18 protein-coding genes are annotated in these 15491 nt (G+C 54.0%); 8 read left to right on the top strand and 10 right to left on the bottom strand.

Features of this window, described 5'->3' with window-relative positions:
* The first annotated feature begins 274 nt into the window (after positions 1-274).
* Both H6868_05585 and H6868_05580 read left to right on the top strand, forming a co-directional pair.
* Complete coding sequence (locus H6868_05585) at positions 275-901, top strand: exopolysaccharide biosynthesis protein (GenBank protein ID MCB9988795.1); 627 nt, start codon at positions 275-277, stop codon at positions 899-901.
* 9 nt (positions 902-910) lie between these two features.
* Positions 911-1447: a disulfide bond formation protein B gene (locus tag H6868_05580; protein ID MCB9988794.1), complete on the top strand. Its 537-nt coding sequence runs from the start codon at positions 911-913 to the stop codon at positions 1445-1447.
* A 263-nt stretch (positions 1448-1710) separates the two neighbouring features.
* On the opposite strand, the gene H6868_05575 is transcribed toward H6868_05580, so the two are convergent.
* The 3 genes from H6868_05575 to H6868_05565 all read right to left on the bottom strand — a co-directional run bounded on the left by H6868_05575 (position 1711) and on the right by H6868_05565 (position 3591).
* Positions 1711-2064 carry a hypothetical protein gene (locus tag H6868_05575; protein MCB9988793.1) on the bottom strand — a complete coding sequence of 118 codons (354 nt, stop codon included), beginning with the start codon at positions 2062-2064 and terminating at the stop codon, positions 1711-1713.
* A 71-nt stretch (positions 2065-2135) separates the two neighbouring features.
* Entirely contained in the window at positions 2136-2708 is a 573-nt protein-coding gene (locus H6868_05570; GenBank protein MCB9988792.1) for an HNH endonuclease, read from the bottom strand.
* Positions 2709-2937: 229 nt separating this feature from the next.
* Positions 2938-3591: an alpha/beta fold hydrolase gene (locus H6868_05565; GenBank protein ID MCB9988791.1), complete on the bottom strand. Its 654-nt coding sequence runs from the start codon at positions 3589-3591 to the stop codon at positions 2938-2940.
* A 126-nt stretch (positions 3592-3717) separates the two neighbouring features.
* Here H6868_05565 and H6868_05560 point away from each other — a divergent pair, with 126 nt between their 5' ends.
* Positions 3718-4515, top strand: a complete 798-nt coding sequence (locus H6868_05560) for an FTR1 family protein (GenBank protein MCB9988790.1) — start codon at positions 3718-3720, stop codon at positions 4513-4515.
* 15 nt (positions 4516-4530) lie between these two features.
* On the opposite strand, the gene H6868_05555 is transcribed toward H6868_05560, so the two are convergent.
* A complete protein-coding gene (locus H6868_05555) occupies positions 4531-5619 on the bottom strand; it encodes a phosphatase PAP2 family protein (protein ID MCB9988789.1) in 1089 nt (362 codons plus the stop codon).
* Between the two features lie 160 nt (positions 5620-5779).
* Between H6868_05555 and H6868_05550 the strand changes: the two genes are divergently transcribed.
* Complete coding sequence (locus H6868_05550; protein MCB9988788.1) at positions 5780-6106, top strand: helix-turn-helix transcriptional regulator; 327 nt, start codon at positions 5780-5782, stop codon at positions 6104-6106.
* Here H6868_05550 and H6868_05545 read toward each other — a convergent pair.
* Together H6868_05545 and grxC are read right to left on the bottom strand one after the other, a co-directional pair.
* Entirely contained in the window at positions 6095-6925 is an 831-nt protein-coding gene (locus H6868_05545; GenBank protein ID MCB9988787.1) for a carbon-nitrogen hydrolase family protein, read from the bottom strand. The genes H6868_05550 and H6868_05545 overlap by 12 nt on opposite strands.
* Positions 6922-7182 carry a glutaredoxin 3 gene (grxC, locus tag H6868_05540; protein MCB9988786.1) on the bottom strand — a complete coding sequence of 87 codons (261 nt, stop codon included), beginning with the start codon at positions 7180-7182 and terminating at the stop codon, positions 6922-6924. Before grxC ends, H6868_05545 begins: the two co-directional genes overlap by 4 nt.
* Positions 7183-7269: 87 nt before the next feature.
* Between grxC and H6868_05535 the strand changes: the two genes are divergently transcribed.
* Positions 7270-8520 carry an FAD-dependent monooxygenase gene (locus H6868_05535; GenBank protein MCB9988785.1) on the top strand — a complete coding sequence of 417 codons (1251 nt, stop codon included), beginning with the start codon at positions 7270-7272 and terminating at the stop codon, positions 8518-8520.
* Between the two features lie 4 nt (positions 8521-8524).
* Here H6868_05535 and H6868_05530 read toward each other — a convergent pair whose 3' ends face one another.
* Positions 8525-9265, bottom strand: a complete 741-nt coding sequence (locus tag H6868_05530) for a ComF family protein (protein MCB9988784.1) — start codon at positions 9263-9265, stop codon at positions 8525-8527.
* A gap of 261 nt (positions 9266-9526) precedes the next feature.
* On the opposite strand from H6868_05530, the gene H6868_05525 reads away from it, so the two are divergent.
* From H6868_05525 to gloB, 3 genes are read left to right on the top strand one after another with little or no spacing between them, the layout of a single operon-like run.
* A complete protein-coding gene (locus tag H6868_05525; GenBank protein ID MCB9988783.1) occupies positions 9527-12142 on the top strand; it encodes a methyltransferase domain-containing protein in 2616 nt (871 codons plus the stop codon).
* Between the two features lie 5 nt (positions 12143-12147).
* On the top strand, positions 12148-13020 hold the full coding sequence (locus H6868_05520) for a methyltransferase domain-containing protein (GenBank protein ID MCB9988782.1): 873 nt from the start codon (positions 12148-12150) through the stop codon (positions 13018-13020).
* Positions 13017-13742 carry a hydroxyacylglutathione hydrolase gene (gene gloB / locus H6868_05515; protein ID MCB9988781.1) on the top strand — a complete coding sequence of 242 codons (726 nt, stop codon included), beginning with the start codon at positions 13017-13019 and terminating at the stop codon, positions 13740-13742. Before H6868_05520 ends, gloB begins: the two co-directional genes overlap by 4 nt.
* Positions 13743-13758: 16 nt before the next feature.
* On the opposite strand, the gene H6868_05510 is transcribed toward gloB, so the two are convergent.
* From H6868_05510 to H6868_05500, 3 genes are all read right to left on the bottom strand, one after another.
* Positions 13759-14124: a hypothetical protein gene (locus tag H6868_05510; GenBank protein ID MCB9988780.1), complete on the bottom strand. Its 366-nt coding sequence runs from the start codon at positions 14122-14124 to the stop codon at positions 13759-13761.
* A 71-nt stretch (positions 14125-14195) separates the two neighbouring features.
* Complete coding sequence (locus tag H6868_05505; GenBank protein MCB9988779.1) at positions 14196-15236, bottom strand: GMP reductase; 1041 nt, start codon at positions 15234-15236, stop codon at positions 14196-14198.
* Positions 15237-15250: 14 nt separating this feature from the next.
* On the bottom strand, positions 15251-15433 hold the full coding sequence (locus H6868_05500; protein MCB9988778.1) for a DUF1192 domain-containing protein: 183 nt from the start codon (positions 15431-15433) through the stop codon (positions 15251-15253).
* Positions 15434-15491: the final 58 nt, after the last annotated feature.

Raw genomic sequence — 15491 nt, 5'->3', positions numbered from 1 at the left:
CCGGCTATTTCCTTACGCCGCTTAACGGCAGTCACACGGATACAATCCTAATTATTCCAAAAAAACCTTACCAAATTGATAATATGCGACACCGAATCCTTCGGCTCACGGGGTATTTCTTTAGCATGCGGTCAAGCTAGCATCCCGATTCGCCTCTTAACAAGCCCGCCCGCAAACTCATCCACATTAATTTTATCCTTTATTTCAATAAGTAAGGATTGCAGGCCGGAATATTTGCAGATAGGGTTCAGACAAATTAATCCGGCGAGGCTTTATGAGTGAAATTCGATCCCTTTCGCAGTTGATGACCGACCTGAAACATTCCCTGTCGGGGGATGATGTCCGGCTGGGCACATTGCTGGAGCAGCTCCACGAACGCGGATTCGGTGCCGTCTTGCTGTTATTTGCCGCGCCGATGGCCCTGCCGATCCCTGTGCCGCCGGGCATCAATATCGCCCTGGCAACGCCGCTTTTGCTGTTGACGGCCCAGCAGGTCATTGGACGTCACACGATCTGGCTGCCGGAAAAACTGCGGCAAAGCGCCCTGCCACGGACCAAAATCGAGGGATTAATCGACGCCATGCTGCCGTGGCTTAAGCGCTTGGAACTCTTAACAAAACCACGGATGGGATGGATTACCCAAAACGGCCCGTCATGCTTTTTCGGATTTCTGGGACTATTGATGGCGCTGGCCGTTTGTGTGCCTGTGCCCCTGACCAACACCGTTCCCAGTCTGGGGATAGCCCTGATGGCGGTCGGAACACTGATGCGCGATGGTCTGGCGACGCTGGTCGGGGCGATTATCGGCATGGCGTGGGTAACGATGCTGGTCGGGGCCGTGATTATTTTTGGGCCGGAAGCCTTTGACATCGTAAAGGAAACGATTAAATCATTCCTGTAAGAGGTTGTTATGAAGTCTATAACTGGATTTGCTCATCTACTTTTAACCACGCCGTTGATTATTTTTAGTGGCCTTGTTTTTGTGGCCCTGCTTTCACTCGGCGCGGCTTACACCACGCAATACGGCTTTGGCCTGCAGCCCTGTATCCTGTGTCTCTTCCAGCGGGTTCCCTATGCCCTGATAATCCTTCTGGGCGGAACGGGGTTGTGGGCGATCAAGACCGGCAAAGCCCCTGCCCTGATCCCGGCGCTGGTGTTCGCCAGCAGTTTTGTTTTCCTGTGCGGCGGTATCATCGCATCCTATCATGTCGGGGTAGAGCAGCACTGGTGGACATCTTTTCTGGAGGGGTGCCGCGGCGGGGCGTTCAGCGGCGACGCCAAGGATATTCTGGCGCAGATTGAATCAACGCCGTCCGTGCCATGCGACCGGATTCCCTGGGAAATGTTCGGGATTTCGATGGCCGGTTACAATGCCCTTTTGTCGATGGGATTTGCCATCGGCTGCGGCCTGAGCGGCTGGCTTTTGCTAAACGCCAAGAAGCTTTAAAAGCCCGGAAAACCCAAGAAAAACAGTGCCATAAAAGATATAAAACCCGACAGATTGTTTCAGGCTGCGTTGTTTACCAAAATCGAATAGGTCGTCGAACATGTCGGGCTCCTCAGAAAAACCATGATTGCAAGACGCCCATTTACCGTATTAACAACCCATAAGTCAAGCTTTTCTGCGGGATACAGTGAATCTAGAGATAAAAGAAAAGCCGGAGACAACATCCCCGGCTTCTCTGATCTTCGTTATTTATCCTGACGGAGCTATTTCTTGCCCATCGTGGTCAACAGCGCAATCGGCACAAGGCCGAGCATAACGCCGGTCGTCCATGCCAGATAGATACCGGCACTAACGATGATGACGGACATCATGTCACTGGTCAGATCTTTTTTGTGAAGGATCGTGCCGCCCAGATAAAGGACAAACAACGAGCCGATCACGGTATGAACATGACCGCCGTCAAACACCGAGCCGCCACCATCGACTATGCCGACCATGCCCAAAAAGTGGACAAGAACAGTCGACAGACCGACCAGCAGAACAAGATGCGTCAGATAAAAGAGAAAAGCGCCCATAAGGTCTTTCTTTCCTCCAACTTCCAAAGTACTTCCAAACATGACAACCTCCTTTGTTTGGTCTTTGTTTAGACCGCCCGGAGCCCGTGCAGGGGCTTCATCCGGTTCGGCCCTTACTGGTCCACCAATTCGGTGTCCCAATAAAGAAAATCCCCCCAGCTTCTGTGCAGAAAATTGGGGGGAAACTTTTTGCCGTGTGCCTGGAGTTCAAAGAGGTCAGGTTGCCTCGGCTCCATCATCGGGTGCATATGGCACACATCAGGCATTCGGTCTCCCTTGGTCAGGTTGCAAGTCTGACACGCCGTAACTATGTTGTCCCAGCTGGTGCGCCCCCCTTTCGAGCGCGGCACAACGTGATCAAACGTTAATTGCTGGGCCTTGAATTTATCGCCGCAATACTGGCACCGGAACGAATCGCGCAAGAACACATTAAAGCGCGTAAAAGCCGGTGCACGCTTTCCATTGGGTATGTATTCCTTCAATGCCAACACGCTTGGCAGTCTCATTTCATGCGATGGCGACCGCACCACTTGTTCATATTCCGAAACCACCACTACGGATCCGCGAAAAATCGCCTTGATCGCATCCTGCCATGACCATGTTGACAACGGAAAGTAGCTGAGCGGCCTGTAGTCCGCGTTCAGGATCAGCGCCGGACATTGCTCCAGTGATGTTATCGCATTCATCGTCTACCCTGCTCCTTCCTGTTCAACCGCTGGCGGCGGTGGAAGCCTTCGGGATTCCAAAATACGCAAAGAAGGCTTCGCCATTCTCATTACCTATATTGTACCGGATTTGGTCGAATTTACCTAGGAAATCACAACAAGATTCTATGGAGCACTGCAAAAAACATTGCGTTTATTACAAAAAACAATGAATTACGGAAATAAAATTGCAGAAATTAATGAAATATTGCTAAAAAATGCGCTGCAAAAAAGCCTGTGCGGCGGCTAACCCTTCTCCGTTTATACCATGAGGAAGCCCTGAAAAGACATTCCCGGTAACATCAAACCCGGCTTTTTCAAGACGGTCAAAGGCATGATAATAAGCCTGTACCGGAACAACGGGATCGGCGTCACCATGCGCCAGATAGACAGGTACCTTGTGCAAAATATCCGAATCGGTATCCGCATCGGCGACCAGCGCCCCGGAATAACCGACAATCCCGGCGATTTTATCGGGATAGCGCGGCCCTACATAAAGGCTCATCATCGTACCTTGTGAAAACCCCAGAAGCGCCAGACGGTCCGCCGTCAGGTTATATTTATCAAGTTGCCGCTTTATATAGTCCTGCAGGATCGGGGCGGCCTGACGCACACCAGCCAGAATCGATTCGGGAGTCCATTCCTGCAGCGAGAACCACTGGCGGCCCATCGGAGCCATATCGCAGGGGAACGGCGCATCCGGCGATAAAAACACAGCGTCCGGCAAGGATGGCGCCAGCTCCGGGGCCAGCCCAATCAAATCCTGACCATCGGCCCCCAGTCCGTGCAGCAAGATCACCATCTGCCGGGGCTCGCCCCCCGAAACCGGTCCGTAACTATATGTTTTCAAATCGCTCTTATTCATCATGTAAATTGATTAGCATAAAATTCCACGTTTTTAAATTCACTCTTGTCATGCACATTTAAATCAACTATTACACGTAAGTGAAAATCATTCTCAACAAAACAAACGGCATTATGAGGTTCTGAAATGCTTGAGACATTGGTCATTACTTTCCGCGAAGGGCTGGAAATGTTCCTGGTTGTCGCCATTACCATGGCTTATTTGGCGAAAACAGGTCGCCAGAACCTGATGACTCCGGCGTGGGCCGGCGTTTTTGTCGCAGTCCTGATTAGCGCCACTACGGGATGGCACATCAAGGATCTGGCGCAAGACCCGCTGATGGAGGGCGTTCTGGCTATTAGTGCCGGCGTGCTGGTTGCGTCCCTGACGGTTATGATTATGGTGTCCGCCAAGAATATTGGCAAAAGCATTACGGACAATCTTGAGCGCAAAGCTATAAAAGGCGGATATGCGGCTGCTTTTGGCATTTTTGTCTTTGTGACCCTGATGGTTGCCCGCGAGGGCATGGAAATGGCTTTGATGCTGGGGGCCATGACATCCTATCAATCGCTGTATACGACCGTGGCCGGTGCCCTGCTCGGCTTTAGCATGGTGGGCCTGATCGGCTTACTGTGGATGTCACAGAGCAAGAACATCAATCTGAAGCTGTTCATGCAAGTGACCGGTTTGTTCCTTGTTTTGTTTGCCGTTCACCTTTTCATTCTCGGCGTTCATGAGTTGTCCGAAGGCAGTGCCCTGCCGTTTATTGGCGCCGACGGCAATTTCGCCGTTCATATGGCCACCGAGGTTTTCGATCCCAACAATCCGAATATCTATGCGCAGATCATGAGTTACAGCATGCTGGCCGTGCCTTGCGGATGGCTGGGTCTCTCCTTTATCCGGGACAAGATCTTTTCACGGCCGGCAATGACGGCGGCTGAATAAAGCGGCGGGGTCGGTCTAAGCAGGCATCGTCTTGCGGACCAACCAGCCCGATGAGCGCCAGATAAACCATGTCGTTATGATCGACAGGTATCCGTCGACCGCGTAGTGCCAGGCAAGGTGTATCGAGCCGAGAAGGATAACAGCAAAGAATATCCCCAGCCCGATCGCCACCCATTTATGCGTCCGCAGCCCGACGAGGAAAAAGAGAAACGCCAGCGAAACGTGCATACTGGGCATCGCCGATATACCTGACCCGATTCCCGTGGTCGAACTCTGATAGCTTTCCCACAAACCAGCCTGTGTGGTGACCGCCCAGATCGGAATGTGCTCGTTGGTCTGATTCAGGTAGGCCATCAACGGTTCGTACGGGTTCGCCCCGGTCACGACATCACCGAAAAAGCACGGACCGGCGGAAGAAAACAAAACCGCCAGCAACGTCCCGTTCAGCGCCCATGACAGAAAATACGTATAAAAAAACTGGAGCCGCAATTGCGGATCGCGCAGCGAGAAAAGCTGCCAGTACAACACGGAAAACATGACGGCAAACCAGATATTGTAAATCACGTTTACGACAAAGGTTACCGGGGCATAGCCCATAACCGGCTGTAGAATCCGCCACGGGTCTATACCGAAATGCAGGATACGATCAAGCTCATAAAAAAACGGGTCCCAGCTATAGGCGTGAAAAACCGGGATCATGCTTTTCATACTGGTAAATGCGCCCAAAAACAGCGTGAAACAAACAAAAACCGGCAGAGCCCGCCATAATCGCTCCACCGTAAAGAACGCTTTTACATCATTAATCAAAAAGCGGGTCAGGTGTCGGGGGCGGATTTTGAACATCACATAATACGCCCGGCCGCCAAAGACCGTAACCGCAACCAGAAACGTCACAAGCCGCACGGATTTGCCGTAAAGAAGAAGCTGAAAGCGATCGGAAAATCCGGCGGAGGCCGCCAGCCAATAACTCCCCCCCACATACAGGAGTACAAACGCCAGCATCAAATATTCAGGCAGCGTAAACAAACGCAAAAAGCGGCTAAGTCTATTCGTTTTGCTGGGTTTCGCAGCCAGAAGCGCTGCGTCGCCGTTATGAACCGTCATTTATCTGGCCACATTTATCATTCGGAACAAACGGAGCGAAAGCCCCTACCGCTCACGAGTGTAGCGGGAAAATCTTACCGAAAGGATAACAGCTTTTGACAAAAGAAAAAACATGCTATGTTTCTTTTTGTGACATTGTTTCTTATATGCGAGGTTTCCCATGCAGCACGATCTTCTTCACATCCAAGGCAAGCCCTATATGCTGGTGCCTTTGCACGAATACCGGAGCATGACAACCCTGCCCGGCGCGGAAAACGATAATGCCGCACTGCCCGATGCGTTGCTTGATCTCATTCATGCTGGCAACGAAAGCCCGGTCAAGCTGATCCGCAAGCACCGGGGGCTGACGCAGGCTGAACTGGCGGAAGCCGCCGGGCTGTCCCGTCCTTACCTGACCGAGATCGAACGTGGACGCAAGGATGGTTCTGTCAACGCCATCAAGGCGCTGGCCGATGCGCTGGAAGTCCCGGTGGGATTACTGATTTAGAGTAAAATCGCGGTCATGCCGTAAAGATGGAAGGCCCGCACGGGTTTTTTCGACCATGTCCATATCAAGATCAGCCAGGATCATGCACGGCTCATCCCCGGCCTGAGCAATAATTTCACCCCACGGATTGATAATGAGCGAATGGCCATACGTGGTACGTCCCCCGGCGTGCGTACCGCATTGTCCGGGAGCCAGAACATAGCTTCCGGTTTCGATGGCACGGGCGCGCAGCAATATTTCCCAGTGCACTTTCCCGGTCGGAACGGCAAAAGCCGCCGGCACGGCCAGAATTTTCGCCCCGGCCTGAGCCAGCGTCCGGTAAAGCGCTGCAAAGCGCACATCGTAACAAATGCTCAGCCCCAGCCCGCCCCATGGCGTTTGCGCCAGAACCGCCGTTTCGCCCGGCTGCGCGGCCTTGCTTTCCCGAAAGCTTTCCCCGGTCGGCAAATCAACATCGAACATGTGGATTTTGTCGTATTTAGCAACAATGTCGCCCTTATCATTGAACAGATAAGAACGATTGTGAAATTTTTCTTCCTCCGGCTCCTTGACCGTCAACGACCCAGCCAGAATCCAGACGCCTTGTTCCTTTGCCAGCCCCGCAAACAGGGATAAAGCCGGATGGTTGCTTTCCGGCACCGCCAGCGCGCGCTTTTCTTCGGGACGCGCGCACATGAAGTCGGTATTTTCCGGGGTGCAGATCAGTTTAGCGCCCTGCGCCGCGGCTTCGCTGACCATCACTTCGGCCACTTTCAGATTTTCCTCGACATCCGGGCTGCTATTCATCTGGATGCAGGCTGTCTTCAACACATCACTCATTTCGCTAACATCCCGTCCAGTTTTCCGGCGCTTTCCAGCGCATATAAATCATCGCAGCCGCCGACATGCGTTTCACCGATAAAGATTTGCGGCACGGTCCGGCGGCCCCCCGCCCGTTTAATCATGGCCGCCATTGCGTCGGCGTCATGAAAAGACAGGCGGTTTTCCTTATATTTCACGCCTTTCCGGTCAAGAAGCTGCTTGGCCTTGACGCAATACGGGCAACTCTGGGTCGTATAAATTTCGATATCCGGCATTGTATTTTCGTTTCTTTATGGTGGATTTAATGACGTCACAGGACTATTAATAGTGGCACGCATGCAAAAAAAAAGAAAGGGGCCGCCATGTCAAAAAAACAACTGAAAACCGATATCCTTGTATCCGGTGGCGGTATGGCGGGACTGATTCTCGCCAGTCTTCTGGGACATGCCGGACTTGACGTTATCGTGGTTGACCCCAACAAAATCCCCGCGCCCAAGGATGTCAAACCACAGACGCGAACCATCGCCCTGTTCGGCAGTTCGATCAATATCCTGAAAGCTGCCGGCGTATGGGACATTGTTGAGCCGAATACCCTGCCGATTGACGGTATCCGGATTATTGATGACGCCCGGTCCCTGCGCAGCCAGAAAATCGACATGGGCTTTACGCCTTCCGAGATCGGCAACGATGTGTTCGGGCACAGCTTTCCCGGCCACCATTTATTTGCAGCGATCATTGAAAATGCCCGGAAATCACCGAATATTCGCTTTATGGACGGTATAGGCCTCAGCGCCCATCATGTCGACAATGCCGGCATTACCGCCACACTGGATGACGGCACCGAAATCCGTGCCGCGCTGATTGCCGGGGCCGACGGTCGCCATTCCATCACCCGTAAGGATGCAGCCCTGCCCCATCGCCTGAAGGATTACGGCCAAAAAGCGATTACCTGCATTATCACCCATACGCAGCCGCACTATAACACGGCGATCGAATTCCACCGCCCCGGCGGACCGTTTGTGATCCTGCCGCAGCAAGATGCCGCCGACGGCAGCCCGCGCTCCAGCATTGTCTGGGTTGAAAAGGATCACGATGCCGAAGGGTTGCTCGCCCAGGACAAGGATACGTTCACCGATGGCCTGCGCGCCGAAATCGGCGATATTCTCGGTGATATTGAGCTGGTCGAAGGACCGCACGGCTGGCCGCTGCAATGGTCGATTGCGCCAAAACTCACCGCGCCGCGGGTTGCGATACTGGCCGAAGCCGCGCATACGTTTACGCCGCTGGGGGCGCAAGGATTGAATCTCAGCCTGCGGGATATTGCCGCTTTGGCCGAAACGCTGACCGATGCCCGGCGGCTAGGGCAGGATATCGGCAGTGCCGAAACGCTGCGCCGTTATGACCGCCGTCGCCGGCTGGATGTCATATCGCGGGTCGCCAGCGTCAATGCCGGGAATTTTATGGTCAGCAGCCAGACACGTACGCTGCGTACGCTTCACCATCTGGGCCTGAAAACGATCCAGAATCTCCCGCCGCTCAAACGGGCGATGATGCGGTTCAGCCTGTCTAATCCGCCGGATCAAGGGCGGCTGGCGCGGGGCGGAAAGCTCTAAAGGATCACAAGTGGTCGTGCGAGCGTACGACGCGGGCCGCGGCCAGAACGTATACATTTTTAACGCCGGCCTTGCGCAAGGCTTTGGTGCATTCGGTCACCGTCGCTCCGGTGGTATACACGTCATCAACCAGCAAAACCGCTTGGTTGCGCAGACTTTCGGCATGGCGCGGATGAACCGCAAATGCTCCGCGGACGTTTTTATGGCGTTCATGGGCCTTCATATGTCCCTGCGAAACCGTGGCTTTTTGCCGCACCAGCCCCATCGGCAAACAGGGAATGCCTGTATCCTTCGATAATTCCCGCGCCAGCAACGCGGCCTGATTATAGCGCCGTTTCAAAAGCCTGCGCGGGTGCAGCGGCACAGGCAAGATCACATCGCATGCCGGCAAAAAATCCCGTCCCGCCTGTTTGAACCATGGCACAAACACCCGTGCCGCGTGAGTCTGATCGGCATGCTTGAAACGCAGGATCAGTTCCCGGCTGGCATCATCATAGACCAGCGCGGCGCGGGCGCCATCATAGGCCGGGGATTCCTGTAAACAGGCGGCGCACAGCATTTCTTCGAGCTGTTCATCTTCGCCGGAAAACTCAAACGGGAAGCCGCAGGCGTGGCAATACGGCGCGGCGATAAAGTTTAAGGACTGCCATGCCGCCGGAGATATTGTACCCTGCCGATCGACGATGGTGCCGCTCATTACGCAGCGCGGCGGCAGGATAAAATCCAAAACCTGATTTATCACCATTTTCAGCGCATCTTTCTGCATAGACAAACTTTACTTTGCGTTTTCCTGAAATTCTTGCATTTTTCCGGGAAAGCCTATAGGGTTCGCGGCATACAGACAACTGTAATCGTATATAAGGACGTCATGGAACTGCTCATTGCCAACCTTTTGATTTTAGGAATGAATATCGTTATTCTAGGCTTATGCCTGAAACTATATACCGAGTATTTCAAAGATAAGTCCTTTAACACGAGGAAGAATATAAAGGACGAGTAACGGCTTATGGTAGGCACGGCCCCTCAATCGCTACGATCCTCGCACTCATCACCGGATGAAGAAGACGCGCTATCCGGCAATGCGCACGACATTGACCTGAGCGCCCGCGGTCCTCTTGCCGCCTATTACCGCAAGCACCCGGAACTTCAGGATATCCCGATCAAGATTATCAAGCGTGCCTGGTTTACGACGGCCCATTTGCTGCTGGAACCGGGATCGACGCTGATTGATGTTGGATGCGGCAGCGGCATGAAAAGCTATGCCATGGCGGCACTAACCCCGAACATTAATTTTATCGCCATTGATATGGACAAACGCAAGGTTGCCAAGGCCGCCAGAGACTATGTCCTGCCTAATCTTGAATTCCGCGCCGGGGATGTCACAAACGATCTGGGGCTGGAAGAAAACAGCGTCGATGCGATTTTGAATTCCTTTACCCTGCATGAAATATTCTCCAGCGCCCGTTACGACGACCGCCCGGTGATCGCCGCGCTGGGAAACCAGTTCAAGCTGCTGAAAGATGACGGGATCATTATGATCCATGATTATTCCCAGCCGCCTCCGGGGGAGTACGTGTTGCTGGAGATGCCGGATTCCACCAGCGCCGGTGACAAGTTGCAGCAGCTGTCCGAACCGGATTTGCTGCTGTGGTATTCCGAGCATGCCCGGCCCCGCGAAGACAGGGGATGCCACGGTTTTTTCCTGGAAGAGCTGCCGCCACGCTTCCCCAAGACCCGGCTGTTCCGCCTGCCCTATAAGTGGGCTTATGAATTTATGGTCCGCAAAGACCAGCGCCGCGATATTGAATCGGAGTTGCACAAGGAATATGCCTTTTTCACGCCGCGGGAATACCGGAAAAACCTGCGAGCGCTCGGTGCCCGCGTGCTTTATACCGCGCCGCAGTGGGAAGACAGCGTCATCCGCAACAAATTCGACGGTCGTTTCCGGCTGTATGACGACACTGGCAAACCGCTGGGGGCCCCGCCGACAAGCTTTATCGCCATCGCCCAGAAAACAAGGCGGGACCAAAGCCTGCGCCTGACCGAACGCCGCCCGTCCCGGCAGGAAGCCAGCCATATCCAGATCGCCGCCGTCCGCAATGAAGACACCGGCGAAGTCAGTGAAATCGTCAGCCGCAATATCAGCCTGTCCGATATCCTGCCCTACCGCATTACGGACGATGGCACGCTCAATGTTTTTGTCCATTTTGCCCTGCCGCGGGCCTTGGTTAACGCCGTCCCGCGCCACGGCCGGAACATCGACGAACGGGGCTGGTCCGGTCACATGACCGAAGCCATGGCCGTCGATAGCGAGATTATCGACAAGGTTGATAAAGACAGCCTGAAAGAAACCGTTTTATTCGCCCGCGATTATATCGGTTTGAAGCCTTCGATGGGACATATGCTGGAAAAAGGCCCGACTTATTTTCCGGCGCCGGACTATATTGACGAGAAAATTGACACGTGGTTCTTACGCGTCGAGCGCCATGAAAACGGCGTCATCACCCCCCGCCATCTCCGCGATGAGCTGGAAGGATTTACCTTTCAGGGCACGATCCGGGAATTCAGCGCCCAAGCACTTTTGAACGCCATCCAGGTCGGGTTTATCCCTAATGCCCGGCTGGAAATCCAGATTACGGCGCTTTGCAAAAAGCTGGGGATTGAGACCGAAAACTGGGAAGAATGCCCGCTGCGGCTCAACGATATTGAGATCAAGGACAAGCTCTCCCCGGCGGAGCTGAAAAAGCGCCGGCAAAATACAGACCACCACTTCAAAAGCATCAAGGGCCGGACCGGACAACTGCGCAGCATCAATTCGGTTTTTGTCGATGAGGGGCTGACCCGGCAAGGGATTGGCGGTCTGCAGTCGAAGAACATGGAATTCGTGATCTCCGAGGAAGGCTCCCAGAACATTGCCGCCGTTTTGCCACTGGCCAAGGATATCGTCAGTCAAGAAGTCATGGCGGGACTGGTTAGTGAGTACCTTCCCATCCCCGAACGCAAAGGCCATATGGGCGCAACCATCCGCGTACCGACCCTGCCCTTGCCGCCGGAAGTCACCAACATGGAAGCCGCGCGGCAATATATCGCTGAAAAATTCAGCCTGCCCGTCGATAACGTTGCCAAATTCGGGGAGAGTTATTTTTGCCATCTGGGTGTCACACCGCAACGGATTTTTCCGTTCGTCATTACCCCGAAAACCGGAAAGATGAAAAATCCCTTTGGCGGCCCGATCGAGTTTTATCCTGTTTCCCGTATGATTTTTGAAGGACAGGCTGTGGACTTTGTCGATGATTATCACGCCGGTTTATACCTGCTGGAAAAATTCAAAAAAACCCACCGTTATTTTGAACGCGGCACTGTGATGGCCGACTGGTCGCTGTCCCAAAAATTTGAAACACCGGACCCCGGCGTCAAGACCCTGTCGGGGTTTACGCCAGCCTATAGCGCCGCCCCGGTAAAATCGGAAACCGCGCCGGCCGCCCTTGCTGCGTCCTCCGAAGCCACGGCGACACCGGTTATCGAACAATGGGCACCGCCCGAGAATGTTTCTGATGAGCAAGATAACAGCGACCACCGTAAACACGATCCCGCTTTGCACCGCAAGCTTGACCCGCATTAATCCTTATGACTGCGTCTTCCTCCCTTTTGTTCGATCGCACAGCTCTCCGGCAAGGACGGGAGCGCGCCGCCCGTTTTACCGCCACCCACGGTTTCTTATTTGATCGCACCATCGACCAGATTAACCGGCGGCTGGAAGATATCCGGCGGTCCTTTCCTGTGGCCCTGCAAACCGGCGGACGGGGAAATCCGGATTTAAGGGAGAAAACCAAACAGGCCGGCGGGATTGAAACCTTGCTGACGATGGATATATCCCCGGCGCTGCCAACTGATTTTATCGCCGCCGAGGACGCCCTGCCCTTTGCCCGTGATAGTCTGGATGCGGTTATAAGCCCGCTGTCGCTGCATAGCGTTAACGATTTGCCCGGCGCGCTGGTTCAAATCAATTATGCCCTGAAACCGGACGGGTTGTTTCTGGGTGCCTTGTTCGGAGGGGAAACGCTGAGAGAACTGCGGCAATGCCTGATGCAGGCCGAGATTGCCACGCGCGGGGGAACAAGCCCCCGGATCGCACCGATGATTGACAAACAGCAAGCGGGCGCTTTGCTGCAACGCGCGGGGTTTGCCCTGCCGGTGGTCGACTCCGAACTCCTGACGGTTACCTATAACGATGCGCTAGGCCTGATGCAGGATTTACGGTTTATGGGTGAAAGCAACTTTGTCGCCAAAAGAGACAAATCATGGACAGGCAAGACCTTGTTCACGGAAACGGCGCGGCTGTATCACGAGCAATTCGCCGAAGCCGATGGCCGCATTGCCGCGACCTTTGAGATTATCTACCTGATCGGCTGGGCGCCGCATGACAGCCAGCAACAACCGCTCTGCCCCGGCAGCGGCAAGGTCAGTCTGGCCGATGTACTGGGGGATCAGTCTTCATGACAGAGATACTTTGCCTCCCGGTTTTACAGGATAATTACATCTGGCTGCTGATTGATGACAGCGGGAAGACCGCCGCCATAGACCCGGCGCTGGCCGCGCCCGTTATCAATGCGCTGGAAGAGCGCGGCCTGACGCTTGATTATATTTTGAACACCCATCATCACTGGGATCATACGGGCGGTAATCTCGATTTGAAGGCCCGCTATGGCTGCACAATTATCGGCGCGGCGCATGACGCCCACCGGATTCCCGGCATTGACCGGAAAGTGTCGGACGGCGACAGCGTTGCCATTGGCGCGGCCTCAACCACCGTAATGGGCACGCCGGGTCATACATCCGGGCATATTTGCTATCATTTTGCAGACAACAAGGCTTTGTTTTGCGGCGATACGCTGTTTTCTATGGGGTGCGGACGCCTGTTTGAAGGCACGCCGGAGCAAATGTGGAACTCTCTTTCGAAAATCATGGGGTTGCCGGATGACACCATGGTGTATTGCGCCCATGAATATACCGAAGATAACGGCACATTCGGCCTGATGATCGAGCCGGACAACAAAGACTTACAGGCCCGCATGGCAGAGGTGCGGACTTTACGCGCCCAAAACAAGCCAACAATCCCGGTCACACTGGCGACAGAAAAGAAAACCAATATTTTCCTGCGCGCCGGATCGGCGGCACAGTTCGGTTTTCTGCGTCATAAAAAAGATACGGAATTTGACTAGGCCGGCGGCCGCCTTATTATTCGCCGCCTTTAGTGACGACACGGCGCCGACGCTGAACGCGGGGCTTACCGCCACCGCCATTACCACCGTTGCCATTGTGGCTGTCGCTGTTGCCAATATTATCGTCCGGGCCAAAATCGTCCTGAGGCCCGCGTTTTTGTGACGAGCGGTGCGGCGGGATCGGCAAAGGCTTGGAAGCCATTTCGTTACGTTCGCTGACCGCGATTTCAATTTCCAGACGCGCCGCCACTTTGCGCAGCTCATGAACGGATTCCTGCAAGCCTTCACGCGTTGATGAATTTTTTGGATCCTTGACCCAGCCTTCATAGGACTTGATGCAGTTATCGGCTGCTTCTTTCAATCTTGTTTCAATCTCGTCCATAGCGGATCTCCTTTTTTCTTAATGTCCAGCTCCGTACAATAACCGGAGTGTCTGTAAGGTGCAAGGGATCGTTACGACTCACCGAAAACATTATTGATTTGCTGGGTCACGCGAACAAAGGTCGTACGTTTGGATAATTCCTTGAGAGTCACCGCCCCGACATAGGTGCAGGCCGAACGTATACCGCCCAAAATATCCTGCAGCGTTGCATTCACATCCCCGCGATACGGAACCTTGACCGTTTTACCTTCGCTGGCGCGGTAATTAGCGACGCCGCCGGCATGTTTATCCATGGCGGTTGCGCTGCTCATGCCATAGAACTGGACAAACTTTTCACCCTTTTCCTTGATGACTTTGCCTTCGCACTGGTCATGCCCGGCCAGCATGCCGCCCAGCATGATAAAATCCGCGCCCGCGCCAAACGCCTTGGCCAGATCCCCCGGCACAGTGCAGCCGCCATCGGCACAGACCAGCCCCTTCAGGCCGTGCGCCGCATCGGCACATTCGATAATGGCCGATAGCTGGGGATAGCCAACGCCCGTCATTTTGCGGGTTGTGCAAACACTGCCGGGACCGATACCGACCTTGACGACATCCGCCCCCGATAAAATCAGTTCTTCGACCATCTCACCCGTAACGACATTCCCGGCCATGATCGTCACGTCGGGATAGCGCTCCCGCATCCGGCGCACAAAGTCGACAAACGGCTCGGAATAGCCATTGGCAACATCAATGCACAGCTTATCAAGCTTGCCGCCCTTGGCAATGAACGCGTTCAATTTTTCCTCGTCATGTTCGCCGACGCCGATCGAATACCAGACATTCCGGGAGCCTTCCTTTTCGTAGAAGGCCAGCAGGTCGTCCAATGAATAGTGCTTGGTCAGGGCCACCGTCAGACCGTTATCATTTTCCCTGAACGCCCGCGCCATCGCCAGCGTCCCTACCCCGTCCATATTCGCCGCGATAATCGGCACGCCTTCATAGGAATGGCCGCTCCATTTAAAGCGCAATTGCCGGGCAATGTCGACTTCGCTACGGCTGGCCAGCGTCGAGCGTTTGGGGCGGATCAACACGTCTTTGAAGTCAAGTTTGATATCGGATTCGATGCGCATGGTATGGGTTCCCGTTATTTACTGAAAACAGAAGCGGCGGCTTCCTGTGAGGCTTGTTTCTTGCTTTTATCCGCTTCGACGCGGATGATTTCGGCTTTTAGCTCTTCGATATACTCCGCCAGCTCGGCAATCGACATGTTATCGAGGTTACGCGGAAATTCCTGAGTTTTCGGTTTTGGTAAATCGTCATCAAACATAGCGCCTCCTTACGATGCCCTCAAGATTAAGCGTATTGTCACCGCAAGGCAATATACC

Source organism: Rhodospirillales bacterium (assembly GCA_020638175.1).
Lineage (GTDB): Bacteria > Pseudomonadota > Alphaproteobacteria > Micavibrionales > Micavibrionaceae > JACKJA01.
Note: the sequence above shows the minus strand (reverse complement) of the source record. Positions and strands in the feature narration are given on the sequence as shown.